This window comes from Armatimonadota bacterium (assembly GCA_022563855.1).
Taxonomy (GTDB): Bacteria; Armatimonadota; Fimbriimonadia; order Fimbriimonadales; family Fimbriimonadaceae; genus JADFMN01.
The window spans coordinates 204,596-230,202 of the sequence record JADFMN010000001.1; the positions used below are offsets into that span (position 1 = coordinate 204,596).

The 25,607-nt window shown below is 59.1% G+C and carries 24 protein-coding genes and 1 tRNA gene; 12 read left to right on the plus strand and 13 right to left on the minus strand.

The features are described from left to right. Nucleotides 1–96 precede the first annotated feature (96 nt). The 8 genes from IH944_00920 to IH944_00955 all read left to right on the plus strand — a co-directional run bounded on the left by IH944_00920 (nt 97) and on the right by IH944_00955 (nt 9,390). The gene (locus tag IH944_00920; GenBank protein ID MCH7903109.1) at nt 97–795 is read left to right on the plus strand and encodes a hypothetical protein; all 699 of its coding nucleotides are present in this window, start codon (nt 97–99) and stop codon (nt 793–795) included. A gap of 150 nt (nt 796–945) precedes the next feature. Beyond that, a complete protein-coding gene (locus IH944_00925) occupies nt 946–1,488 on the plus strand; it encodes a hypothetical protein (protein ID MCH7903110.1) in 543 nt (180 codons plus the stop codon). A 47-nt stretch (nt 1,489–1,535) separates the two neighbouring features. Further along, complete coding sequence (locus IH944_00930) at nt 1,536–2,669, plus strand: threonine synthase (protein ID MCH7903111.1); 1,134 nt, start codon at nt 1,536–1,538, stop codon at nt 2,667–2,669. A gap of 98 nt (nt 2,670–2,767) precedes the next feature. After that, nucleotides 2,768–4,717: a homocysteine S-methyltransferase family protein gene (locus IH944_00935; protein ID MCH7903112.1), complete on the plus strand. Its 1,950-nt coding sequence runs from the start codon at nt 2,768–2,770 to the stop codon at nt 4,715–4,717. A gap of 37 nt (nt 4,718–4,754) precedes the next feature. Continuing rightward, entirely contained in the window at nt 4,755–7,265 is a 2,511-nt protein-coding gene (locus IH944_00940) for a prolyl oligopeptidase family serine peptidase (protein ID MCH7903113.1), read from the plus strand. A gap of 109 nt (nt 7,266–7,374) precedes the next feature. Then, on the plus strand, nt 7,375–7,755 hold the full coding sequence (locus IH944_00945; GenBank protein ID MCH7903114.1) for a hypothetical protein: 381 nt from the start codon (nt 7,375–7,377) through the stop codon (nt 7,753–7,755). A gap of 51 nt (nt 7,756–7,806) precedes the next feature. Beyond that, nucleotides 7,807–8,529, plus strand: coding sequence for a ThuA domain-containing protein (locus tag IH944_00950; GenBank protein MCH7903115.1), 723 nt, complete (start codon nt 7,807–7,809; stop codon nt 8,527–8,529). A 96-nt stretch (nt 8,530–8,625) separates the two neighbouring features. Continuing rightward, nucleotides 8,626–9,390, plus strand: a complete 765-nt coding sequence (locus IH944_00955; GenBank protein ID MCH7903116.1) for a hypothetical protein — start codon at nt 8,626–8,628, stop codon at nt 9,388–9,390. Nucleotides 9,391–9,804: 414 nt separating this feature from the next. Here IH944_00955 and IH944_00960 read toward each other — a convergent pair whose 3' ends face one another. Genes IH944_00960 through IH944_00970 form a run of 3 tightly spaced genes read right to left on the minus strand, consistent with a single transcriptional unit; the run spans nt 9,805 to nt 12,770 of the window. Then, a complete protein-coding gene (locus IH944_00960) occupies nt 9,805–10,710 on the minus strand; it encodes a TIM barrel protein (protein ID MCH7903117.1) in 906 nt (301 codons plus the stop codon). 25 nt (nt 10,711–10,735) lie between these two features. Then, on the minus strand, nt 10,736–11,989 hold the full coding sequence (locus tag IH944_00965; protein ID MCH7903118.1) for a Gfo/Idh/MocA family oxidoreductase: 1,254 nt from the start codon (nt 11,987–11,989) through the stop codon (nt 10,736–10,738). 13 nt (nt 11,990–12,002) lie between these two features. Next, a complete protein-coding gene (locus IH944_00970; protein ID MCH7903119.1) occupies nt 12,003–12,770 on the minus strand; it encodes an SUMF1/EgtB/PvdO family nonheme iron enzyme in 768 nt (255 codons plus the stop codon). Between IH944_00970 and IH944_00975 the strand changes: the two genes are divergently transcribed. Next, nucleotides 12,769–13,671 carry an FAD:protein FMN transferase gene (locus IH944_00975; protein MCH7903120.1) on the plus strand — a complete coding sequence of 301 codons (903 nt, stop codon included), beginning with the start codon at nt 12,769–12,771 and terminating at the stop codon, nt 13,669–13,671. The two genes, IH944_00970 and IH944_00975, sit on opposite strands and share 2 nt — an antisense overlap. Nucleotides 13,672–13,742: 71 nt before the next feature. On the opposite strand, the gene IH944_00980 is transcribed toward IH944_00975, so the two are convergent. Continuing rightward, a complete protein-coding gene (locus IH944_00980) occupies nt 13,743–15,251 on the minus strand; it encodes a carboxypeptidase regulatory-like domain-containing protein (protein MCH7903121.1) in 1,509 nt (502 codons plus the stop codon). Between the two features lie 60 nt (nt 15,252–15,311). Between IH944_00980 and IH944_00985 the strand changes: the two genes are divergently transcribed. Continuing rightward, complete coding sequence (locus IH944_00985; GenBank protein MCH7903122.1) at nt 15,312–15,812, plus strand: hypothetical protein; 501 nt, start codon at nt 15,312–15,314, stop codon at nt 15,810–15,812. 275 nt (nt 15,813–16,087) lie between these two features. Beyond that, the gene (locus IH944_00990) at nt 16,088–17,005 is read left to right on the plus strand and encodes a hypothetical protein (protein MCH7903123.1); all 918 of its coding nucleotides are present in this window, start codon (nt 16,088–16,090) and stop codon (nt 17,003–17,005) included. A gap of 267 nt (nt 17,006–17,272) precedes the next feature. On the opposite strand, the gene IH944_00995 is transcribed toward IH944_00990, so the two are convergent. Continuing rightward, nucleotides 17,273–17,348 (minus strand) — tRNA-Lys (locus IH944_00995). An 84-nt stretch (nt 17,349–17,432) separates the two neighbouring features. Here IH944_00995 and IH944_01000 point away from each other — a divergent pair. Then, on the plus strand, nt 17,433–17,963 hold the full coding sequence (locus IH944_01000; GenBank protein ID MCH7903124.1) for a GNAT family N-acetyltransferase: 531 nt from the start codon (nt 17,433–17,435) through the stop codon (nt 17,961–17,963). On the opposite strand, the gene IH944_01005 is transcribed toward IH944_01000, so the two are convergent. The 8 genes from IH944_01005 to IH944_01040 form a co-directional block, all read right to left on the minus strand. Continuing rightward, complete coding sequence (locus tag IH944_01005) at nt 17,960–18,694, minus strand: ATP-binding cassette domain-containing protein (GenBank protein ID MCH7903125.1); 735 nt, start codon at nt 18,692–18,694, stop codon at nt 17,960–17,962. The two genes, IH944_01000 and IH944_01005, sit on opposite strands and share 4 nt — an antisense overlap. 4 nt (nt 18,695–18,698) lie before the next feature. Beyond that, complete coding sequence (locus tag IH944_01010; protein MCH7903126.1) at nt 18,699–19,763, minus strand: shikimate dehydrogenase; 1,065 nt, start codon at nt 19,761–19,763, stop codon at nt 18,699–18,701. A gap of 3 nt (nt 19,764–19,766) precedes the next feature. Beyond that, entirely contained in the window at nt 19,767–20,711 is a 945-nt protein-coding gene (locus tag IH944_01015) for a quinate 5-dehydrogenase (protein MCH7903127.1), read from the minus strand. Then, a complete protein-coding gene (locus IH944_01020; protein ID MCH7903128.1) occupies nt 20,711–21,091 on the minus strand; it encodes a RidA family protein in 381 nt (126 codons plus the stop codon). The genes IH944_01015 and IH944_01020 overlap by 1 nt, the downstream gene beginning before the upstream one ends. Nucleotides 21,092–21,372: 281 nt before the next feature. Continuing rightward, a complete protein-coding gene (locus IH944_01025; GenBank protein ID MCH7903129.1) occupies nt 21,373–22,635 on the minus strand; it encodes a flagellar hook protein FlgE in 1,263 nt (420 codons plus the stop codon). 151 nt (nt 22,636–22,786) lie between these two features. Next, nucleotides 22,787–23,158 (minus strand): hypothetical protein, encoded by a 372-nt coding sequence (locus IH944_01030; protein ID MCH7903130.1) that lies wholly within the window; start codon nt 23,156–23,158, stop codon nt 22,787–22,789. A 4-nt stretch (nt 23,159–23,162) separates the two neighbouring features. Then, the gene (locus tag IH944_01035; GenBank protein MCH7903131.1) at nt 23,163–23,582 is read right to left on the minus strand and encodes a hypothetical protein; all 420 of its coding nucleotides are present in this window, start codon (nt 23,580–23,582) and stop codon (nt 23,163–23,165) included. Nucleotides 23,583–23,591: 9 nt separating this feature from the next. Then, nucleotides 23,592–25,520, minus strand: coding sequence for a flagellar hook-length control protein FliK (locus IH944_01040; GenBank protein MCH7903132.1), 1,929 nt, complete (start codon nt 25,518–25,520; stop codon nt 23,592–23,594). Nucleotides 25,521–25,607 lie beyond the last annotated feature (87 nt).

Consider the following 25,607-nt stretch of genomic DNA (forward strand, 5'->3'; position numbering starts at 1 on the left):
CGACTAAGCAGACCTTACCCGCTCGCAATCCAGTCCCAGCATCTACGCCGCAAGTCCCATATCCATGCTCTGCTGATTCGCTAAAATCAAGCCGAAATGCAAATCAAGAACCCGTTGCGGCACGGCCTGTGCGTTGCGATGGCAGCGGGGCTTCTATTCGGTCTGGCCACCTGCGCCCTTTCCCACAAGCGCGACCTCGTGTGGAGCTACGAATGGTGGGTGGCCTACGAGGGCGAACGTGAGCTGGAGTTCTGGTTCACCGACTTTGGCGGCGGCAAGTCGGACGTTTGGCTCGAATTCGAGTACGGCGTCGACGGTCACTATATGGTCGCTCCGTACCTGCTGATGGAGCGCGATGGCAGCGATCTGAGGGTCGTCGGCTGGAAGTTCGAACAGCGGTACTCGTTCGGCGAGTTCGCTTTCGACCGTGTCCTCCCCGGCCTATACTTCGAGGTCAAGAAGGAGGGCGGAGAAGCGTACGAACTGGAGGCTAAGCTCATTACGACTGTGGCGTTCAGCTCTGGCTACAACTGGACGACCAACATCATCGCAGAGGGCAAGGCGGACGGAAAGAACGCCGTCGAGTGGGAGTACTCAACCGGCGTCAGCTTCAGGGAGGGTCGCAAATTGAGCTACGGAATCGAAGCGTTTGGAAACATCACAAAACAGAGGCACTTCGTCGGTCCAACTATCGGATTGCAGTTAGACCGTGGCCAGAAGGTCCTCGTCGGGTACGGGGTCTCGACAAAGGGCGCTCCCGGTCGGCTCAGGCTCATTTTTGAGTGGGAGTTTTAGGCTAGGACGCGACGAACGCCGTGCGGAGTCCGCACGGCGTTGGTTCTATTGGTGCGCAACAAACCCACCTTCCTAACGCTTCATGCTTCGCCAGGGCTAAACTGCACTCTTTCGGCTAGATACAACGTCTGTTCAGGCAGGAGACGAACAATGGAATTTCTGTCTGAACTATGGATGCCGATCCTCCTCTCCGCGGCCTTCGTCTGGATCGCCAGCTCGGTCATGCACATGGTATTGCCACATCACAAATCTGACTATGTCGGACTTCCTGACGAGGAGCGCGTAACAAGTGCGCTCGAGGGAGTAGCACCGGGCCAATACATGTTTCCGTTCACCACGATGGCCGAGATGAAATCGCCCGAACACCAAGCCAAGATGGAAAAGGGTCCGAACGGGATCCTCACGATCTGGCCTGTTGCCACGAACATGGGGCGAAACCTGGGTTTGATGTTGCTGCTTTATGTTGTCATCGGCGTTTTCATCGCCTACGTCGGATCGAATTCAAGTCTGGATGGCGCACCGTACCTGTCGGTGTTTCGCGTTTGCGGAGCGATCGCGTTCATGGCCCATGGCCTCGGCTGGATTCCCCACATGATTTGGTTCGGGACCAAAGGGTTCTGGGCGTACACGTTCGACAGCGTCGTCTACGCGCTCCTCACGGCCGGCGTTTTCGGCTGGCTCTGGCCGTCGTAAAGTGGTTGCCTGACAACGCAGGCTCAATCCCACTGTACAATGGCGACATGAAAATTGGCCTGTCCTGCTACCTGTGCGGCAAGCAGTACGACCGAAGCGTCCTTCAAACTCTCTGCACGGACTGCAAGCGGCCTTTGCGCGTCGATTACGATCTTGATCCTTCCACGATGTCGAAGGAGGCGTTGAAAGATCGAGAGCCGTCCATGTGGCGGTACAGGGAGGTCTTGCCTCCGTGCGAGGTCGTCAGTCTCGGAGAGGGGATGACGCCGCTGTGGCACACGCCTTCGCTTGGGCTCAATGTTTGGGTGAAAGACGAGGGCGTCAACCCCACTGCTTCTTTCAAAGCCCGGGGGATAAGCGTCGCGGTGAGCATGGCGAAGCACCTGGGTGCGACCGAACTGGCTGCGCCGAGCGCGGGCAATGCGGGCGGCGCGCTTGCGGCGTACTGCGCGAAGGCCGGACTGAAGGCGCACGTCTACATGCCGAAGGACACGCCCCTCGCTTGCATCATCGAGGCGCAGATGCACGGCGCGGACGTGCAGCTGATCGACGGGCTGATCAACGATTGCGGTCGCATGATCGCCGAAGTGAAGGAGGAGCGCGGATGGTTCGACGTCAGCACCCTCAAAGAGCCGTACCGGATCGAAGGCAAGAAAACGATGGGTTACGAAATCGCAGAGCAGATGTCGTGGTCTCTGCCAGACGCAATCATCTATCCTACCGGCGGCGGAACGGGGCTGATCGGAATGTGGAAGGCGTTCGACGAGATGGAGCGCATGGAGTGGATCGGATCAAAGCGCCCGAAGATGATCTCCGTTCAGGCGACCGGCTGCTGTCCGATCGTGACTGCCTTTGAGAAGGGAGAACGGTTTGCGGAACTGCACGAAAACGCCCACACGGTGGCGAGCGGATTGCGCGTGCCAGCGGCGGTCGGCGACTTCATCATGCTCGACCTGATTCGCGCTTCCGGCGGGACGGCGATCGCGGTCACCGACGAAGAGATGATCTCGTGCGCACGCGAGATCGCTGCTAAGACCGGCGTCTTCGCCTGCCCGGAAGGCGGCGCTACGCTTGCGGCCTACCGCCGACTGATCGACAACGGCTTCCTCAAGGAGTCAGACCAGACCGTGCTGTTCAATACCGGCAGCGGCGTGAAGTACCTCGAAGCGTTAGGCCAATAGCGACCGAACACCGTTGGATCAGTCGAAATTGCGTCCGGTTGGCTCACAGTGGCAGTTTGAACCTAGAATCCCACCCAAACTGTCTCATAATCTAAGTCATGAAGTTTGAAAGTCCCCTGCTCGATGCCCTTGCCGAGCGCGTCTTGGTCTGGGACGGGGCCAGCGGCACGCAGTTGCAAATCGCGGCGCAGGACGACGCGGACTTTACTCTCGACCCTTCAGCCGACTATCCGACAAAGATCAAAGATGCCGCGCAACGGCTCGACGGCAAGCCGCTCGATGGGTGCAACGACATTTTGAACATCACGCGACCCGAGGTTGTTCAAGCGTTGCACGAGTCCTACCTCGCGGTCGGGTGCGACATCGTCGAAACGAACAGTTTCGGCACGACCTCGATCGTTCTCGACGATTATGAGATTCCTGAGCTGGTCTACGATATCAGCCTAGCGTCGGCACAGATAGCGCGGCGCGCCACGGACAAGTTCTCAACGAGCGACAGGCCGCGCTTTGCAGTCGGGGCGGTCGGCCCCGGAACGAAGCTCATCAGCCTCGGCCAGGCGACGTGGGACGAGCTGGAGTCGACGTACTGCGATGCGATGACCGGCTTGATCGACGGCGGAGTCGACGCTCTGCTCCTCGAAACCCTACAAGACCTTCTGATGGCAAAGGCGAGCATCGTGGGCGCAGAGCGTGCGATGGCCGAGACGGGAAAGCGGCTTCCGCTGTTCGTGCAGATCACGATTGAACAGACAGGCACGATGCTCGTCGGAAGCGAGATCGGAGCGGCGCTCAACATGGTCGAGTGCTTCCCCGGCGTCGTCGCTGTCGGCATAAACTGCGCGACCGGCCCGAAGGAGATGGCGTCGCACGTGCGGTTCCTCGGCAAAAACTCTACACGTCCCATCTCCGTGCAGCCGAACGCGGGGCTCCCTTTGATGGAGGGCGGAAGAGCTGTCTACAAGCTCACGCCAGAGGAGCTTGCGCAGCACCACGAGCTGTTCGTGAAGGAGGACGGTGTCGCAATGGCGGGCGGCTGTTGCGGAACGACGCCAGAGCACATGAAGTTGGTCGTCGAAGCGGTCGGCGGACGACCGCACACGAGCAACGCGCATTGGATGAAGTGCCGCGACCTCTTCCCCGGCTTCGACTTCTCAATGAAGACTCAAGAGCAGATGAGCGCGCTGAAGCTCGTAGGTTGTTCGTCGCTCTACCAGTTCGTCCCTTACGACCAGGAGCCCTCGTTCCTCATCATTGGCGAAAGGACGAACGCGAACGGCAGCAGGAAGTTCAAGAAACTGCTCGCTAACGATAACTGGGACGCGATGGTCGACCTCGCGCGCGAGCTTGAAGGCGAAGGTTCGCACGTCATCGACGTCTGCACCGCCTACGTTGGCCGCGACGAAGAGCGCGACATGCGGATTCTTCTCAGCCTCTACAACAAGCAGGTGACCGTGCCGATCATGATCGACTCGACCGAGGCGAACGTGATCGAGGTATCGCTGCAGTACCTCGCGGGCAAGCCGATCATCAACTCGATCAACTTCGAGGACGGCGGCGAGCGTCTGCACACGGTGCTCGGCTTCGCTCAGAAGTACGCCGCAGCGGTCGTCGCCTTAACGATAGACGAGGACGGAATGGCGAAAACCTGCGCTCGTAAAATCGAGGTCGCGGATCGACTGATCGAGCAGACCCGCGCTTACGGACTCCCCGATCACGACGTGTTCTTCGACTGCCTCACCTTCACGCTCGGCTCGGGCGACGAAGAGTTCCGGACCGCCGCGATCGAGACCATCAAGGCGATCAAGGAGATCAAGAGGAAGTACCCGCTGGCGAACACGACGCTCGGGGTCAGCAACATCTCGTTCGGCCTCAATCCCGCCACCAGGATCGTGCTGAACTCCGTTTTCCTGCACTACGCTCTCAAGGCCGGACTCAGCAGCGGGATCGTCCACGGAAGCAAGATACTGCCAGAGAACAAGATCGACCCCGAGGTTTGGAAGATTACGGAAGACCTGGTGTTCGACCGGCGCGAGTACGCCAGCGCCTGAACCGCGACCAAGGCGCGGTTCGGGGTAACGTCCCTGCATGAGTATGAGACGCCTTGCTCTCTTTGCTGTATTCGCGCTCGCCCTTGCCTCGCTCGCCAGGGCGGACGGGATCGACGACGCGATCAACAAGTACGCCTATATCAAGCCAGCGCCGAACATCGAGAAGCTGGTCACGGCGGCGGCGCACCTGAACGTCAGCCTGACCAACCTCAGCCCGGACGGCAAGCACTTCTTGATCGCGACCAGGCCGAGCTTGCAAAGGATCGCCGACATGGCCAAGCCGTACTACAACCTCGGTGGCCTGCAGGTGGATCGCAAAGCGACGAGAAGCCGCAACATGACCGCGCGCGGCAACATGAGCCTGTCGATCCTGGACTGGGAGAGCGGTGAGAAGTGGGCGATCCAGATTCCGGAGGGCGCGACGACCAGCGGCGAGCGGTGGTCGCCGGACGGCTCGCAACTAGCGTTCTTTGCGAACTTTGACAGGGCTAGCTACTTGTACGTTGCGGAGGTCAAGAGTGGCAAAGTAAGACGACTGAATCGCAGGCCGCTCCTGGCGACTTACGTCACTTCTCCGAGGTGGACGGACAGCGGCAACGCCTTGGTCGCGGTTTTTCGGCCGGATCGTATGGACGGCGAGCCGAACGGCCTCGCGAGGAACGACGTGCCGCTCGTGCGCGTGACCGACCCGAAGAGCAACAGGCTCCGCACCTACGCCACGCTGCTCGATTCGCCGCACCAGATGGACCTCTATGAGTACTTCACTACCGGCGTCGTCTGCATCGTCGATATGCGCGCTCGGCTCCACGAAGTCGGCGACGCGAAGATCGTGCGCTCCATCGACCCTTCGCCTGTTGGACGGTACGTGCGCGTCACGACGGTCGTCGAACCGTTTTCGCACATCGTCCCCCACTCGAACTTCGGAACGGTCGACGAGCTTTGGGACGAGGACGGCGAAGTGCTGCACGAGTTCTCCAAGCGACCCTTGCGTGAAGGCGCAGGCGGCGGTGGCGGGCGCGGCCCGGGCGGACGGTTTGGTCAAGGTGGCGGGCGGGGCGGGGCTGGCATGCGAAGCTTCTCTTGGCGTCCGGACGGCGCCGGGCTCTCCTATCTCCACAAAGAGGAGAAGGACGAGGACGACCCGGACAAGAAGCTCAAGGATCGGGTCATGCTCTGGAAGGCACCGTACGGCGACGACGACAAGGAGGTCGTCTATGAATCGGAGGACAGCATCGGCAGCGTCCAGTATTCGGCTGACGCCAGCACCCTGTTCATCACGCAGACGAAAGACGGAGCGAGCGTTACAACCGCAATCACTGGAGACGATCAGACAGTCGTTCGCACTTTCAAGAGCGCGGACTTTTACAAGAACCCCGGTAGCCTGATGACGACGCCCGGTCCTTTCGGTCGCAGCGTCGTGCGCATCCACGACGGCAACGTGTTCCTCAGAGGAACGCAGTACAACAAAGACCCGCAGGCCAACGCACCGCGCCCGTTCATCGATGCAGTGAGCATGAGCGACGGCGAAAGCACGCGCGTCTGGCAGTCGGCAGAGGACGTCTACGAAACCCTCCAGGCCGTGCTCGGAGAGGGCGTCGGCCAGATTGTGGTGCAGAGGCAGTCGAAGACGACCCTGCCCGATTCTCACCTCATCAACACCTCGACCGGTGACTCAAAGAAGCTGACGAAGAACAAGGAGTACCGACCTGAGATGACCGAGTTGAAGGTCGAGCGGTTCCAGGTCACGCGACCGGACGGTTTCAAGTTCTGGGTCAAGGCCACGATGCCCGAATGGTGGTCGGGCAACAAACTCCCTGCGTTCTTCTGGTTCTATCCGAGCGAGTTCACAGACCAGAAGAGCTACGACGAGCGCGGTCGCACGTACAACAAGAACAGCTATCCCCGATACAGCGCGTCGAGCAAACAGTTCTTCACGCAGGTCGGTTACGCCGTCATCGAGCCGGACTGCCCGATCGTCGGCGCGGACGGACGGTGGAACGACAATTTCCTCCACGACCTTCGCACCAACCTCAGCACGGTGATCGACGAGTGCGAGCGGCGCGGGATGATCGACCGGGACCAGCTCGCGATCGGCGGGCACAGCTACGGCGCTTTCGGCACGGCCAACGCGATGGTGCAGACGCCGTTCTTCAAAGCCGGAATCGCGGGCGACGGCAACTACAACCGTACGCTGACGCCGATGGCGTTCCAGAGGGAGCGAAGGCTGCTGTACGAAGCGCGCGAGGTGTACACGACGATGTCGCCCCTGCTTTACGCAAACCAGCTCACGGGCGCGCTGCTGATGTACCACGGAATGGAGGACCAGAACGTCGGCACCAACCCGACCCACGCGGAGCGCATGTACCACATGCTCGAGAGCAACGGCAAGACCGCCGCGCTCTACATGTATCCGCACGAGGGCCACGGACCGCGCGCCGAGGAGACGCTGCTCGACATGTGGGCGCGCTGGATCGCGTGGCTGGACAAGTACGTGACGCCCGAAGAAGAAGAGGCGGATGAGGAGGATGACGACGGCGATGGGGAGTAGTTGGCAGTTGGCAGTTGGCTGAGAGAGGGACTAATGTCAAGGTGCGAATCCGAACCACTCCGAACAAACCCGAACAAACCCGAACTCCCAAACCCTCAATCTCTTGATCATGAAAATGTTGCTGTCCGCTCTTCTACTGGCGTCAATCACGCTCTCGGGGTGCGGCGGCGGCGGATTCATCCTGTTCAACCCGTTCGAGGGCTTCTGGACTGGCACTTGGGACGGTGACGTCGCCGACGGCCCAGTGTTCTTCGAGATCGATGTCTTAGGTGAACTGAACGGCTCGATGCACAGCAACTTCTCTGGCGAAGACGGCCCCTTGACAGGCCTGGTCCTCGAAAACGGAGACGCGACGCTCACCGTCTCGTTCCCCAGCGAAAACCCTGCGTTCGGAACAGGGACGTTCGTGTTGGGCGGCAACGGGACGACACTATCGGGCACGATCGACTTCGACGGTGACAACATAACGTTCGACATGACCAAGGGGTAGTGCTCGAAACAGCAATGCGGGATTCAGCGTATGCGATAGACTAACCGTCTGATGCTTACTGCCGCACTTCTCGCCGCGACCGTCATGGATCAACAGAACCAGATCCGCATCCCCGAGACCGGCGTGCTGGTCTTCTCGAAAACCGCAGGCTTCCGGCACGGCTCGATCGAGGCTGGCAAGGAGATGTTCAAGAAGCTCGCGCTCGAGCACGCATGGATGGTCTGGTACAGCGAGGACGCCGCGGAGTTCACGCCCGAGAAGCTCGGCAAGTACCAGGTGATCGTGTTCCTCAACACGACCGGCGACATCTTGGACGAAAGCCAGCAGAAGGCAATGGAGGCGTGGTACGGCCCTGGGCGCGGGTTCGTCGGCATCCATGCCGCGGCGGACACGGAGTACGACTGGGAGTGGTACGGCAAGCTGGTCGGCGCGTATTTCAAGGGCCACCCGGCGCAGCAGGAGGCGGACGTGATCCTCGAGGACCGGGAGCACCCAGCGACGAAGCACCTGCCGGCGGTTTGGCACCGCAAGGACGAGTGGTACGACTACCGCGTCAACCCGCGTACGAACGTGCGGGTGCTTGCCAGGGTCGACACATCGACGTACGAAGGCCATTCGATGGGCGACGACCACCCGATCACCTGGTGCCAAGAGTACAAATCCGGCGGCCGCTCTTTCTACACGGGGCTAGGCCACACGGACGAGTCGTACACCGAACAGGCGTTCGTCGAAATGATCGGCCAAGCTGTCAATTGGGCAAGCAAGAGACAATAGCGCGGATCATCAAATTGTAATGGGATTGTCATTGTTTTTTCTCGACCACTTGAGGATAATGGCAATGGCTCCAAACGGGGCACGAGGATAAATCGAATGACAAACTCACGGTCCACGCTTGGCGCTCTCGCTCTGGCAGCGGCTCTAGGCCTCACTGTTTCTCCCGCGACCGCTCAGGAAGCACAGTTCAGCTTCGACTCGCCGTTCTTCAACCAGTACAACTGGCGAGGGATCAACGTCGTCAACGGCGCAGTCTGGCAACCATCGCTCGACGTTGCGTACGGTGCGTTGAGCTTTAACTTTTGGGGAAACTACGAACTGACCGGCGTGAGCGCCTACCCGGGAGAGGGTCGCTTCACCGAGTTGGATTCGACACTGACCTACAGCGGCGCCTCTGGCGGCGCAGACTGGAGCTTGGGCTATATCCACTACCAGTTCCCCAGCGTCGGAGCTGCTGCGACCTCCGAAGTGTTCGCGACCTACAGCAGGCCGATGGGCGAGTGGGCCACGACGCTCGCGATCTACTTCGACGTCGACCAAGCCGATGGCGTATACCTGAACCTCGCGTTCGACCAGGATCTCGGCGTCATCACGTCTGGCGGATTATCCAATGAAGTCAGCTTCTCGTGGGGCACTGCGATAGGCTACGGCGACAAAAAACACAACCTGTTCTACTACGGAAACAGCGAAGCCAACTTTGCGGACTTCTCAGTCTATGGAGCCTTCACGACGTCCGTCTCTGACAGCACAGACCTTTACCTGACGCTCCTATTCTCGACTTTGGTGGACAAGGACATGCTTGCCGGAGCGCCCAATCGCTCCAACTTCGTGTTCGGCCTGGGCTTCAGCACCGGATTCTAGAACTTCTGGCTCCCTCCTTAATCCTCCCCCAAAGGGAGAGGAGATTGACACAGCGTGTGCCACGGTCAGGCCCGATAGGGTTTGTCCGTGCGGGTGTGCATGGCCCCCTCCTCAATCCTCCCCCGAGGCTCCGTGGGAGGAAGCTAATTCTGCTCGAACCCCCTCCTTAATCCTCCCCCAAGGGAGAGGAGATTGACGGCGTGTGGCACGGTCATGCCCGATAGGGTCTGTCCGTAAATACGCACTTGGCGGTGAAAGAGACCGGTGCGATTGGCCGCGAGGTCGAATCGAATACAGTGGAAAGGACTGTATCTGTTTGAACCCCTCACCCTGACCTCTGTTCACTGCGGACTCGCCACCAGAGACTCCTTAGGAGAACAGTCTCACGGGGGAGAGGGGACTGGCAGGACGCCTCTAGAAGTCGTCGCACCAGCGGTAGGCGTCGATCAGTTTGCGCTCGCCCATTTTTCCGCCTTGGCTCTTGCCATGCTCCATGCCGACGACGCCGGTGAAACCTTTGCCGTGGATGTGCTTGAATACGTTGCGGTAGTTGATCTCGCCGGTGAGCGGCTCCTTGCGACCGGGGTTGTCGCCGACTTGGAAGTAGGCGATCTCCGACCACGCTGCGTCGATGTTCGGAATCAGGTTCCCCTCTTGGACCTGCTGGTGGAAGAGGTCGTCGAGGATCTTGCAAGACGGGCTGTTGACCGCGCGGCAGATCGCGAACGCCTGCGACATCTTGGTCAGGAAAAGGTTCGGGTGCATGGCAAAGTTGAGCGGCTCGAGAACCATGACCAGCCCGTGCGGCTCGAAGATCTCCGTCGCGCGCCGCAGGACGTCGATGATCGTAGCCGTCTGGTAGTCGAAGTCGCGGTTGAGCTGAACAGTGCCCGGGACGACGGTCATCCACTTCGCGCCGACGCGCTTGGCGACCTCGACCGACTCGTGGCAGTCAGCCACGAACTTGTCGATGTGCTGCCTATCGCCGGTGGTCAAAGTCGGGTCGCCCCAGCCGATGGAGTTCGCGACGAACACGCCCATCGTGATTCCAAGATCGTCCATCGCCTTGCCGAGACGCTCCTGGTCTGCGACGGACTTGCCCTTCATGCCGTTGTCCTCCCAGGCGTGGAACCCCTCGTCGGCCGCGAACTTCAACTGGTCGACGAGGTCGTTGCCAGCGTGAGCCGACAACTGCCCGAAGCTAGGCGCGTACTTCAGTTTGAACTTCGATTGATTCGGCATATCCGTAGCTCCGATCCCGCCGAACGCGAGCGTCGCACCACCCACTGCGCCGACTTTCAGCGCGTCTCGACGACTCAGCTTGCGATCCACTCAGTTTGCCTTTCTAGCTGAGCGCCGTCTTGCCCGGCACGGCAACTTCTGGAATCGCGAGGTCCATGTTCCAGTCGATATCCTCCGGCATGAGGACCTCGTCCGAGGAGAACGCCTGATCCCAGGAGATCTCCTGGCCAGTGTAGGCGGACATACGGCCCATGATCGCCGTGAGCGTGCTCTCTGCAACGCGAACGCCCTCGTTGAGCAGGTTGCCTGATCGGATGCTCTCATGCAGGTTTCGGTGCTCCAGTACGTAGGAGTTCGGCCGCTCGCCCTCAAACCGCCAGCGGTTCTCGCCGTTGATGTACTTGTTTCCGTTGGTGACGCCCTTGGTGCCAACGATGTGTTCGGCGACCTTTGAGACGCAACCGTCGATCTGCCGGCACGAACTCATCATGATCGAGCCGTCTTCATACGTGTACTCCGTGGAGAAGTGATCGAAGACGTGCCCGTATGCCGGGTCAGTTCTGACCTCCCTGCCGGCGAGCGACGTGCACTTGACGGGGTGGCCGCCGTGCGCCCAGTTGCAGACGTCGATGTTGTGGATGTGCTGCTCGCAGATGTGATCGCCCGAAAGCCAGGTGAAGTACAGCCAGTTTCGCATCTGCCACTCGAGGTCGGACCACTCGTCTTTGCGCGGGTGCATCCAAAGCCCGCCCTGATTCCAGTACGCATAGCTTGCTACAACGTCGCCGATTTGGCCCGAGCGGATGCGGTCCATGCACTCGTTGTAGGCGTTGTCGTGGCGGCGCTGCGTGCCAGCGACGATCGCGAGGCCTTTGCCTTTGGCGCGGACCGAAGCTCGGATGACCTTGCGAATGCCAGGCCCGTCAACGGCGACGGGCTTCTCCATAAAGATGTGCTTCCCCGCTTCTACCGCGGCCACGACGTGAGCCGGACGGAAACCTGGCGGGGTCGCAATGATCACTACGTCGATGTCCGTGTCCAGCACGTGCTTGTACGCATCGAAACCGATGAACGTTCGGTCGTCGGTGACCTGGAACTTCTCTTTGGCGCCCGCTGCCAGATTGCGCTTAGAGCTGGCCATCCGATCGGGGAAAACGTCCGCCATCGCCCAGATGACGACTTCGTCAGTCGCCTCGATCGCATTGGTCGCTGCGCCGGTTCCGCGACCGCCGCAACCGATGAGCCCGATCTTGATCTGGTCCGGTCTGACCCCGTGCGCGAGGACGTTCTTGCTGCTGAGCGCTGCGGCTGCCGCCGCCGAGCCCACTATGAAATTGCGGCGACTCATCTGTGCCATTCTCCTATTGTTGCTAATTTGGGCCTTCGCATACAACCCTAAAGCCAACATGTTCGCCATCTGAGAGCCACCACTCGCTTTTTGGTATCTGCGCGTCGCGCTCTTGCCAGCTCTTGTTGTACGGTGCTCGCCAGTCAAAACTGACGTCCGGCGCCTTACTTTGGAACGATCCTCCCTTGATGACCGGCTCCTTTTCGGTGTCCACCCACTCCGCTGCATTTCCAAGTGTATCGTGCAGACCCCAGACGTTCGGCGACTTGGATGCGACCGGATGTGCGACGTCCTCACCGTTGTTCCAGAACCAGGCGTACTCTTCCAGCTGCTTAGGCACTGATGCTGAGCCCGCGCGTGCTGCGTACTCCCACTCCTGCTCTGTCGGCAAGCGGTAAACCTTGCCGGTCTTTTCTGAAAGCCATTTACAGAAGACTACTGCTGCTCTGTGCGTTGCGCCGAGAGCTGCGTAGCCTTGGTGCCCGTAGCCACGATCAGGCGCACCGTACGGCCTGCTCGGCCTCAGCTCTGCATCGACGTCTGCCGCCCGCTCCTCGTCGGTCAAGTCCATGCGAAACGCCCACACGTCGTACATATCCCAAGTGACTTCGGTCTCGCCGATCCAAAAAGCCTTGATCTGCTCTGTCTTGCCGTTGCGCTTCGACTCGCCGGAAGGTATGCCGACCATCCTAAATCTGACCACCGTGCCAGGAATCTGCTCGATGAACGATTCCGGTCGGGAGTCTTGCGCGATAATAAAACTGGCTGCCAAAACGGTACTTAGGATCATGGAACCTCACCGAGTCGCATCGATGCAAGACCCATCTGCGACTGGCCTATTCTCTTACAGCCAGTTGCACATGGGCGTACGGGTCAACCTGCGGCTCTATGCTCCTGATCAGGGTACCGCAGAGCACGCCGCGATAGCGGCTTACACCCGATACGCCGAGCTAGAACAGGTATTTAGCGACTACCGCGCAGATAGCGAACTGATGCTGCTTTGCAAACGAGCAGGGAGTGGCCCAGTTACGGTTTCTCGCGAGCTTTTCGATGTGTTGGCGCGTGCTCAAGAGCTTGCCGAGAAGTCTGATGGCGCTTTTGACGTGACGGCTTCGCCGATCATCCGCCTGTGGCGCGAGGCGCGGCGAAGCAAGGCGATGCCAGCGACAGCCGATCTGGCGAGCGCTCTGCGTCTTGTCGGCTGGCAGAAGATGAAGCTTAACGCCCGCGGTCAATTCGTTGATTTGGCCTTGCCAGGGATGTTCCTCGATCTCGGCGGAATCGCGAAAGGTTATGCGAACGACGACGCGCTGGCCGTACTGCGATCGAACGGAGTCGAAAGGGCGATGATCCAGGCTGGCGGCGACATCGGCGTGTCGATCTCTCCACCTAACACGCTTGGCTGGACAGTTCGCGTCGCTGGCCGATCGGATGCGCTATATCTGTCAAACGCATCGATTGCGACGTCCGGCGACACTGAGCAGTTCCTTGAGATCGACGGAGTTCGGTATTCGCACGTCGTCGATCCACGAACCGGTCTCGGAGTGACCAATCGAATTCAAGCGACTGTTATCGCGGCTAAGGGCATAGATTCGGATCCGCTCGCCACGATGCTGACCGTCATGGGCGAGGACGGTCGGAGGCTGGCTTCTGATCACGCCGCGACCGTCTTGCTCTCGACCAAGTTGTAAGTCCCCGCTTCTTCGTTGAAACGGGGACTAGGTGTAGTCTGGGGCACAGTCGTTCGCCATGCAATTGGACGTTAATGGTTATTCGGAATGTAGTCCATCAGCGGCGTTAGATTGATCTTGAACGCGCCAGGCTTGAGTGCGACAACTTCGATGTCCACGAAGTTGAGCGACCCGCCGGACGAATAAACCCTTCCGTTGCACAAGGCCTTGAGGATTCCCGGAGTTGCGACGTCGATCTGGATCGCAACGCTCATCTCGGTGCCGATCACCTTCACCTTCACCCTGCCCTTCTGACCGATCATCAGCGTGCGTTCGGCGAGTTCGATCTGCAGTATAATTGCGGCGAAGCTGGCGATCGCCATGATCTCGCCATCACGCTGCAGCTCCACTGTGTGCCGACCAGGCACGAGGTTCGCCGGAAGCACCACGGTCACCGCCGACGGAGAGCTCGCAAGCACTGCGACGGTGTCACCGTCGAGCGTCAAGTTCGTCCCGAGCGGGAAGTAACCGGCGATCTCCATCGTCTGGCCGATTTGCCCGAACTGCGGAGTCATGATACGCTCGCCTTGCGATGGCGTGGGATCGGTCTGCGACGCGGTGTCACCAGCCTCGTCAAACTCGGTGTTCCGGTCTGCAGTCTCTGCGTCGAGCCCGTCGACTACGCCCGAGCCGTTTGTGTGCTGGGTCGTGCCGGTGTTCCAGATCGCTCTCCTGATTTCTGTGCCAGCGATCGTCAGCAGTATCGTATCGACGTCTTCAGGTGCGATGAACCAGAACCGTCCGTATTCGTCCGTCGTGATCTCTTCGCCGTCAGTGATTTCGATGACCACGCCTGATGCAACTGCACCGTTCGCGTCGAGAACTGTCCCGGTGACCGGCTGTCCCGGTACGACCGTACCGCTGACGAACAGTTGGTATTCGTTCGGGAGCATGGCGTTCTTCGAAGAGCTGATATGCTTGTGGTTTCGCAGCCACCACTGGTAGTGCGCGCCGCACTCGAACTTCAGAGGCTTTTTGCACTTGCTGTGGTCGTTGTCGTCGCTGTTCTTCGGCTCAGCGTGCTTGTGGTTCTCGAGCCACCAGAGGTAATGCTGTCCGCACTCGAACTTGTCGGGCTTAGGGCATTTGCTGTGATCGTTGACCGGGATCAGCTTGCCGTTTTCGTACTTCCAAAATCGCGGGTCGTAAGTCGGGGTGTCCTTGCCCTTCGGAGGAGCCTTCTTCATGGGCTCGTCCTTCTTTTTCTTATTGTCGGCCTTTTCCTTCTTCTTGAGGTCGATCAGCTTCTTCCTTTCTGCTTTGGCCTTGTCGCGGCACTCTTTGCAGTGGTAGTAAGTGATGACTACGTTAGTGACGGCGAGCCGCGCTGGGGCCGTCGAGCTGATGTACCAGGAGGATTTCTTGCCGTTGACGCCCTGTGACTTGAGCTGGCCTCCGCCTCCCGGGGTGCTGGTCGAGAAAACTTCGTGCCCGACGACGCCGTGTTCTGCCTGCGCATTGGTGGGTGGGACTTGTGCGGTCGCGACCGTTGTCGTCATGAGAAGCGACGCAGCAGCCAAGATGTTGATGAGGTTTTTCATCGTCTTTCTCCAATCCTCATCCGCGTTCTCTGCGGATAGGTGTGAGAAGCCTCGCGGCCCGTGAATGTTCCATATGGCCGTCACAAGTCCCAGTTCTCAGTTGCGCGTATACTCAGGAGCGGCGGGCAAGGCGCCGAGGAGAAGACCACCCTGACAACTAACACATTTCTTGTTGCACTTCTGTTGGTAGCCAGCGTGATCGGCTGCAAGCCGAAAGTGCCACCGATCTCAGACGAACAGGTCGTCGGCAGTTGGGTGCATTCTGTTGAGCTGTCACCCAACGATGCCATGTCGGCAGGCGTCCGTGAGGAGATCGATGAAATCGGCCAGATGGCACTGGAATTGAAGTCTGATCACACGTTCACTCTGGCCGTCGCGGGCGGCACCAGCAGTGGGACGTGGAAGGCAGTTGGTTCTCAGGCGGTGCTGACGTTCACGGACGTTGTCGGGCTCGTCCTCGGTGACGGAGAGACGCTGCGGCTCATCCTGGCCGAAGGCGGATTGGAAACAGAACCGTCAGAGACCGGTGCGACATGGCTGTTTGCGAAGCGGCCGAAGTAGGTGCGCGGCGACGGCCGTGATGTCCGAGACAGCTATAGAGCAAGTTTCTTCTGAGTTAGTTACTCAACAGACATTAGGAAACGCCTGTAATAGACCGAGAGCGGCCATCTCGAGCTGATGCTGGCCAAGTACGGAGTGTTGCGTTTAGGCACGTACATTTACTGGGAATAGCCAGCATTGGCTACGGCACGCCCTCCCGTTTGCTTGCCGAAACGTCAGAAGGCGCGTATACTCTCTGCTCGCTGTCGGCGACGCCGGCATCGTTGAGGGACATTATGAGAGTTCTTGCTCTTGCGTCGGCGCTACTGCTGTTAAGCCTGCTGCTTGCTAAGGCTTCAGAGCATCAGAAGCTTCCGAAGCTGGAGGACATTAGAATAATGGGTATTGGCCTCGGCATGTCGTCGGGCAGAGTTGTCGCTACGCTCGGGCAACCGGATTGGAAGTACAGCGACCGGCCAAACGACAGCATAGCGGGCTCAAAAGATGCGACCGCAGCTTGGGCAATCGGCAACAATATCCTCTACATTTTCTTCAAAGATGGGCAAGTCTCGAAGATTTACGCTTCAGGAGATGCTCCGACAAGGGACAACAACGTCGCGTCAGTCGCAGACAACCCTTCGACGCTCGATGATTATGGCCCGTACAAGGTCGCCGACTGGGACTACAAGGGACAGTCTGAAAGGCGTTACTACCTTTCCAATCGCCTGAAATACCGCTTGGGCCCCGACTTGTCTGAACATGGAATCTGGTCAGTCACTGTCAGCTACGAAGACCTGCGCAAGCAGGACAAGGTAGAGGACGAGGAACGAGAAAAGCGTGCTGAAGCCGAGGCGAAAGAAAGAAAGAAGCGCGAGGAGGAGGAAGTGGCTCGTTCACTGCCAGCCTATAAGTTGGTCATCTTGGGAAAAGCGGTCAGAGATACAACTAACGGGCTCGGCGAAATCATTTCGTCCCATGCGACGGGAATAATTAAGAATGAACGAAGTGAAATAGTTGACGTCAGGGTCTGGTTCATACAGTATCTCGACGGAGAATTCGCAAACGCCAAAGATGAACTATTGAAGGGCATCTATCCAGGAGACTCCCGGATTTTCGAAATAACAATCGAATGGTCGGCTGGAACTAACGGCGAGGTCACAAACGCCATCAAGCTTTCTGTTGTAAATCCCGATGGCGCTGAAAAGCACAAGTGACAACCACCACGAGCCAGGCTGAGACAGTCCGAGAGCACGCAACCGGTCAAAGCCGTTGTCTTCTTTCCCAAATCTCCTGCATGCCATCTGGCAAGATGAGCGGCAGATATATCAGGTGGTGCTGACGTTCAAGAACGTCGGCGGCCCTTTCCCGGGCGACGGAGAGACGCTACGGCTCAATCTTGCTGAAGTAGCGCGCCTTCGCGTGACATTCGCATGGACGCCAGGGTAGCCAATTCCATAATCGGCACCAGTTAATGAAAAGAGTGGTAGGCCGTACAGGACTCGAACCTGCGACCCGCTGATTAAGAGTCAGCTGCTCTACCAACTGAGCTAACGACCCACGCTTCATTTTATTATTGCCGTATTCTCGGTCAGAATGCAATCAGTGCCCGCGCCTCTCTCTCGACGGCGGTATCTTGGAACTGTGGTTCTTGACGTACGCGTCTACAGGGACGAAGACCGCGACGCTGTGATCGGCGTGGTGCACCAGGTCTACGACGAGTTCGGCTTCGGCTGGGAGCCGGACGGCTACAACAAGGACGTCTTCGATGTCCCGTGCCACTACGGCAGAGACTCGTTCTGGGTTGGCGAAATCGATGGCGGGGTCGTCGGCTGCGGCGCGCTGCTGACGTTCGAGGCGATTCCGGGCAAAGCCGGCACGATCGTCGAACACAGCGGAACGCAGCAGATCGCAGGCTGCGACAGCGAGTTGATGAGGCTGTTCGTGCTTTCGTCGGCAAGAAGGCTGGGACTCGGATCTGCGCTTGCGCAGAAGATCGTCGATGAGGCCACGGCTGCCGGGTGCCGCAGCATGCAGATATGGAGCGACAAGGTGTTGCACGACGCACACAAGCTGTACAAGCGCATGGGTGGGGTCATCGTCGGAGAAAGGCTCTGTCCTCCGCCGGACGAAACGCCCGAGTGGGGGATGGTCCTCGATCTCGCATCCGTTTAAGACGCGCCGAACGTCTCAGCGTGGGACTTGTCGACCAGCTCGCGAATAGCACTGTTCTGTGAACGGTCGAACTCGGCCGCAGAACCGTCGAAGACGAGCTCTCCCTTCTCAAGAAACGCGATCCTATCTGCCAGTCTCATAACGGAAGTCACGTCGTGGCTGACGACGATGCTGGTGACTCCGATGCGGTCGCGCGTCTCGACGATGAGCTGGTCGATGGAGTAAGCGGTCACAGGGTCAAGGCCCGATGTCGGCTCGTCGTAGAGCAGCAGCTTGGGCTCCATCGCGAGCGCCCTTGCAAGCCCCACGCGCTTTCTCATCCCGCCGCTCAGCTCGCTTGGCATCATCATCTCTGCGCCCGAGAGGCCGACTTCGGCAAGTCGCTCCTCGACGAACGCTGTCTTCTCGGCTGCAGATAGTTTGCGAAGACGCTGAACGCCGAAGAGAACGTTGTCGCGCACGTTGAGAAAGTCGAACAGCGCGGCGTATTGGAAGACGAAACCGGTTTTGCGCCGCGCTTCCTCTGGCTGTGATATTACGTCAATACCGTCGATCGTGATCGCTCCGTCAGTTGGCTTGATCAGGCCGGCGATGCACTTGAGCAACGTCGTCTTCCCTCCGCCGCTGCTGCCCATGACCGCGATAATCTCGCCGGGAGCGACCTGAAAACTGACATCGGTTAGAACGGGATCGGAGTAGTACGCATGGCTGACGTCCTCGACTTTCAGCATCGCTCTACGCCGTTACGAGAGACTTGCGAGCTTCCCTGACCCGCTCAATCTTGTCAGCGGACACGGCCCTTTCGAACGACCGGAATCCGGAGAGCTTGAAGCCGTGCTTGCTGGCCAAGCGATCCATCTCTGAAACCTGATCAACGGTCACGTCTTTGCCGATCGTGAAGCTCTCCGCACGATTCTCGAGTGCGAGAAGCATCGTTTCAGACATGCAGGCATAAGCGCAGCCAGGCGGAAATCCGAAGTCGAATCCGAAATCAATGCGCCCAGGCACCTGAACGACTCCGCCCTCGATCACCAAGACGTCCTTACGTTCGCGTGCAACTCGGACGGAGACGTCGCGGGGCCTCGAAACGTCGCAGATGACGCTTCCTGATTTGAGGTGCTCTGGAAAGATGATCGCTGTGTCGGCAGACGTCACTGTGACGACGACGTCCGCTTCGCGCAACTTTGTCACATCGGTGGTCGCCGTAGCGCCCGGTATCTCCCGCGCCAGCTCTTCGGTGCGCTGCTCATCTCGACCGACTACAAGGGATCGCGCGAACTTTGGCGCCATCAGCCTAGCGCAGGTCTTGCCGATTGAACCGGTCGCGCCTACGACGGCCAGCGTCGCCTTCGACACCTCGATGCCGATCGCCTCAGCCGCGTCCATCGCACCCTGGATCGCTGTGCCGACCGTATAGCTGTTCCCTGTCGTTACGGCCAAAGTCGTCCGTCGATCGACTGTGGCGCCTCCGTCTCCGACGACAGCGGTGAACGCTCCGAGACCAATGATCTTGCACCCTTCATCTTCCGCGATCTTCGTACAACCCTCAAGCTTGTCGTAGACGGCTTCAAGCGACATCTTGTCGATCATCATTCGGGGGGTCAAGGGCAGGCCTACGAAAATCCCTTCCGTAGTCGCACCAGTCGCGGAGACAACTCCGGAAATATCGCTCACCTTGAACGGCTCCTTCTTTGCAAGCATCTTCTCGATGACGGAATCTGGTAGGAGCTTGGCGATCGGGTATCGCCGGGCAGCGTCTCGCGCGTTGATCGGGTGAAGGATGAAAGCGAATCGGGTCAAGCGTTACTTCTCCAGCTCGGGCTCAGGCATTTTACCGGACTGATCCGGCACGCCCTGCAGTTCTATTACGTTCGGCATCCAGCTCAGGCTCCGAAGCTGGGACAAATAGTCGTCTTCCGTCATTTCTTCGGGCATCTTGCCCGCCAGAGTGATGATGACCGCCTCCATGACGTTGGTTGCAAACGCCTCTCCTCCCATGTCCGGCGTGGTCGTGATCGCCCTCTTCGCGCCAGTGGATTTGAGCCAGTCGAGGTCGGCCTTTCTCAAGGTTTGAGTGATGATGGTCTTGCCGACAAGGTCGTCCGGAGCGTAGCGGCGGATGTAGTGCCAGTCGCCGCAGATGACCGTCGCCCAGTCGAACCATTTCTTGTGCTTCGGTGTGCGCTCATCCTGCTTCTTTCCGGTCGGATAGAACCACTTGAACGGGAGTTTCGTAATGATCGGAAGGAGCAGATTGGCGACTCTCTTGACGCTTGCGTACGTCCTCAACGGAATGGGGAGCCCGATGCCGAACAGCAGGTCGCCGTACACGACGTGCCTGCACCGTTTGTCCAGCGCCTGTGCCATGCCGTAGCGATCGACAGCGCTGACCAGCAATACGCGCTCTACCGGCCAGTCGATCACTTCCGTCAGGATGTTGATCGCCTCTCGCTCGAGCGTGTGCTTCAGCCCGCTGCCATCGACGACGGGGGTGTGTTTGACGTTCTTTATCAGGTTCTTGATCTGGCGGAACGTGTACCGCTTATCGCCGACGACCACATAGATGTCTGCGCCGCCGACGCCGAGCGCATCCACCTTGCCGTCGAGCTCTTCGAATTTGCTCTGGAACGCCTTCAGATCTCCGTCCGTGCCAACGCGCTCGATGATGAACTCCTGCCCAAGGATCGTCGTCGCGTGCTTCTTGTCGCGCTTCGATGAGCCGAGACTTACTGAAACCACTCTCTTCATTAGTAGACTGCGATCGCTTCGATCTCGATGTCAACATCTTTTGGCAAGCCGGCAGTCGCATACGTCGCCCTGGCCGGCGGATCGTCGGGAAACCGTGCGCCGTAGATTTCATTGACGGCTGCGAAGTGATCCATTGAGCTGAGGAGGATTGTCGTCTTCACGACGTTTCCAAACGACAGCCCCGCCGAAGTCAGCACCGCCTCCAGATTCTTCATCACCTGCTCCGTCTGCTCTTCGATCGTGCCCTCGACCAGCGTTCCGTCGGGGAGCAGGGGAATCTGGCCGGAAAGGAACATGAACCGCCCCTCGGCTTTCACGGCCTGGCTGTAAGGCCCTATCGCGCTGGGCGCCTGGTCGGTCGAATGGACTTCTCGTCGCATGGCTGGGAGGTTACCGTAGGCCAGCTACGGAGACGGATAGGTCGTATAAGACCTTTAGGACGTATTCGCCCGCTAGACCTTCTCCATGTCGTCTGAAAGTTTGGGGTATGCACCGTCCCCTTAACCGCGCTCCTTTCCTTCGACTCTGCTCAGGACAGGCTCGCTCAGGATGACGGTTGAGGGGACTGATCCTAGACCCTTGACTCTCGCACCATAAGAAAAACGGACGGCCCCGATCCGAAGATCAGGACCGCCCGCGCGAGGGTTGGGTTAGTTGGCTACTAACGTTTCATGTTGATGAGGTCTTGCATCATCTCATCGACCGTGGTGACGACCTTGGTGTTGGCCTGGAAGCCACGCTGCGTGATGATGAGGTCGGTGAACTCGTTGCCGATGTCGACGTTCGACTGCTCCAGGAATCCGGAGTTGATCGAACCGCGGCCACCGGACCTTGGTGCGCCGACTACCGGTATGCCCGAGTTGTCGGTGTTGCGCCAAAGGTTGTTGCCGAGGCGCTCGAGGCCGTTGGCGTTCGGGAAGATCGCCGTGCTGATGAGACCGAGGGTCCGCGTCAGGCCGTTGGTGTACAGTCCGATGATCGTTCCGTCTGGAGCGACGGAGAACGATGAAAGCGAGCCAGGCGTGAAACCGTTCTGGCTGCTTGAATTCACCTGCATTTCAGCAGCAAGCTGCGACATACTTTCAAAGATCAGATCGACGTTGAACGGGGGAATGCCCGAACTCGCTGGCGGCGTCACCGTAAGCACTCCCGGCGATCCGGTTGCCAGCGTACCATCCGTTATGTCGAAAACCAGCGTTCCACCGCCGGTCATCAACGTACCGTTGCTTCCTGCAACCGTCCAGTCCCACTCGTTCGGATTGCCGCTGGCGGCCTCTGTCAGAGTGAGCGTCAATTGGTGCTCGTTACCCAACGGATCGATGATGTTCACGATGGAAAGGGTCGTGAACGGTGCTCCCGGGTCCGTGAAGGCTCGCGAGTCCAGGTTGCCTGCCCACGTTACTTCCGTCGTGACCTGAACCGCCGTTCGAGCGCCGATGGGCACGTTCAGATATGAAGTCGGGCCGATCGGCGCATTGGTGTTGATCACTCCCGTCGCCGGGTCTGCCGTCCAACCGAGCATTCTCTCACCAGTTGCTCGATGGACAAGGTCGCCGGCGGCATCCAGATCGAACGCTCCGTCACGCGTGTATCCGATTCGGGTGCTGTTCGAAACTTGGAAGTATCCGTTTCCTTGAATGGCGAAGTCGGTCGGCCGATTGGTGGCTTGCAACGAGCCCTGCTCGTTGTTCACGTCCGTGCCTGCGACCAACACACCCAGTCCGAACTGAATCGGGTTCGTACCACCCAAGGTGGACGACGGGCGAGAGGCGCCTCTGATTGTCTGTGCGATCATGTCTTGGAACGTGATGCGGGAACTCTTGAACGCTGTCGTGTTGACGTTGGCCAAGTTGTTGCCGATGACGTTCATGCGCGTCTGTTGCGCTTTGATGCTGGCGACCCCAGCTAGCATTGCTTGAAGCATTTTTTTCTTCCTGTATATTCCTTTCTCTTTTCTGTCGAGGAAGAAGGCTTGCGAGAACCTTGTCGAGATTCGCGCCTAGCTCCTGAGCCATCGGCACAGGTCCACTATTTCGCCTTCCTCCGTAGGTTTAGTCAGTCTTTCGTACTCCGATCTACACGATCACGGCAGAGTCGATGTTGGTGAACACGTTCTCCTTGAGGCGTGCCTTGTCGACGGCGGTGATGACCGTTCGATTCTTGACGCTCACGATGAGCGCGATGTCGTCAACCATCACCAGCGCTTCCTTGGCGCCCTTTTTCGCAGCGCGATCCACGCCATCCAAGACGCGCTCCCAAGCGTCTGCGTCGAGCTTGATCTCGCGGCTCTCAAGCCGCGTCTGCGCGTGGGCGCTGACCTTCAGCCGATCCGCCAGGATCGACTGAAAGTCTGCGCCCTGATCTGGGATCTGAGCCGCTTGCGTCCGCGTTTGCGTCCGCGTTTGGATCAGTTCCTGAATCTTCGTGTTCTGAATCGGAGCACTCATTGTCTTACTCTCGTATCGATTGGATCGCCGTCATGTTGACTTCGACGATCCCGCCGTTTGCCTCTCTGAGACCGAGGATTCTCTCGCCGTTCCTAACGGTGAGCTGCACTACGGTCCCGGTTACGATTGGGGATTCGCCGAGGTTCAGCCCCGTAAAGGGCCGAACTGCTGTCACCGTCTTCCCTATCAGGCTTGCGCCTTGCAGGGTGTCCATAGAATCGTTCAACCTGTCCATTCCTTGAACCTGACCAAGTTGAGCTATTTGACCGAAGAAGTCTCCATCGCTCATCGGCTCAAGCGGATTCTGATTCAGCAGTTGAACGGTCAGCAGACGCATGAACATAGTCATGTCCATCTCCGGCTTTTCTGGTACCGGCCGATCGCCGTAGTACACGGCTCCGTCAATAGGTGTTACTGGAAACATTATCTTCTCCTAGACCGTGTAGTCCACGACCTCCGTTGTTGGCGCGAACCACGGTGTGTGCGCAGCTACGACCACTGGGACATCTTGGCGAGACGCCTGTGATACGTTTGCGAAGCGCTCGAACTCCTGTCGCATGTCGTGGTTCCGGTCGGCGCGTTGGTCGCTCGTCTGCGGCTCGCCGTCGGCCTCCTGGCCTACGTTGAACGAGTCCAGCGAGAGCCCTTTGCTCTCGACGCTCTGCACCAGGTCGCCGCGATGGGCGACAAGTGCGTCTCGTACGGCATCATTGCTCGCGCGGATGTCCGCTTCTACTCTCTGTCCGAACGACCTAACTGAGACCGTAATCGATCCCAGATCTTCCGGCTGTAGCCGGATAACCACTCGGCCGCGTCCTTGCGAAGCCGCGATCTCTTGGATGTGGTCAATGATCGAGTCGTGCACAGATGAGACAATCTGCTGCGCGGCCAGACGAAGCGCTGACGCATCGATAGTGCGCCGTGCGCCCTCCGAGACGTTTGAAGCCAGCGGTACACCTGGGTCGCTCGCATGGATTGCAGCAGCCTCGAAGTCCGGCAGCGTGCCTTTAGCAACTCCGCTTCTGTAACCGATCAATGTCGGCCTGGCCGCCGTGAGCGGCTGCGCTGAACTTGCCGAAGGAACGTGATTGCTGACCAACGGAACCGGACCGTTGTTGAGCCGCGGCCTGCGGCCCACCAAGCTGTCCGGAGTGATCAGAGTGCCTGTGGCATTCGCCTCAGGAGTCGGATGCGACACAGTTGTCGGAACCGCATTAGAGGACTTTGGCCTTGCCGAGTGCTGAGTGACCGGCTTGCCGTCCTCCGCATTGAGCGTCGGTCGTGCAGAGTGCGAAGCGACTACGTTGTATCGCCCAGCTCCGCGCACTGGTCTGATCGGCGCTTGCAGAGTCGGCTTCGACTCAGTCAGCGATCCGGCATTGAGCGTTGGTACGGGAGCCTGCGCAGTGATTGACTCACGCAGTGCAGTCGGCGACAAGCCCTTGCTCAAGATGCTCACCATCGTCTCGAGGTTGACCGGCGGCAACACCGCCTGAACTTCGATCTTGTGAGCGCCAAGCTCCGGAGCGATCTTGATCGGAACGCCCAACAGGTCCTGGGGGACACCCGGCCTGGGCGCCTCGATGAAGAACCTCTCCGGTATACCGCTAGGCTTTGTCGGCATGTGCATGCCGAACGCCGGCGGAAAGACGGCGCCTTCGCGAATACCGTTGTCACCCGCTTTCACCTGTATCCCAGGCATAGGCTGCGGGGGCGCAGCCAGCAACGGTCGTAGCATTGGATTGAAGCTCACGACTGGCGTCGGAAGCTCTTGGCTTCTGATAATCCCCGTTCGGCCGCCGTTGTCGACGTCGAGAATCCTTGCGTCGGGCGCGATTCTGCCGATCTCAAACGCCTGGGTTACCGGCCTGTTGTCTGTGCGTAGAAACGCGTCGATTAGTCGTTTGACCGAGGCCGGAACAGGCACAGCGTCGATCTTCTCGACGATTGCTTGCTGAAGAACCGTGAGGTTCCGAGTGCTCAACGTTGCGGGAACGTCAACGCCGATCGCGGCCAAGAGGTCCTTGAATTTCGGCTTCCCGTTCTCAACGTGCAGGTCGAGTTCCAAGAGCACGTTGCCAAGGCCGAAGCCGGGTCGAATTTTCTTATTCAGCGCGAGGTCGCGGAAGTTCGGATCGAACGGCAGTACTGCTTCGAGAAGGTCCAGCGCTTGCTGTAGAGGCTTCGGCTCTATCTGGCTCGCTTCCTTCCTGTCCGCCCGGATGTCGGACGGTGCTCCGCGTGTTGGCGGACTACCTGTCTTTCGAACTTCCTTTCCAAAGTTTCGCTCAGGGGGTTTGATGCCTCTGGGCTCTACTTCTTGACCGACGCGCACATTGTGCGTCAGTGAAAGTATGTCCATTGTTTCAGCCTCCAAATTAAGGCTCAAAGATATCTTCGGTAGGCCAACCCAGCAAATTTAGGAGGGGAGCCTGCGTTTCCTGCGGTT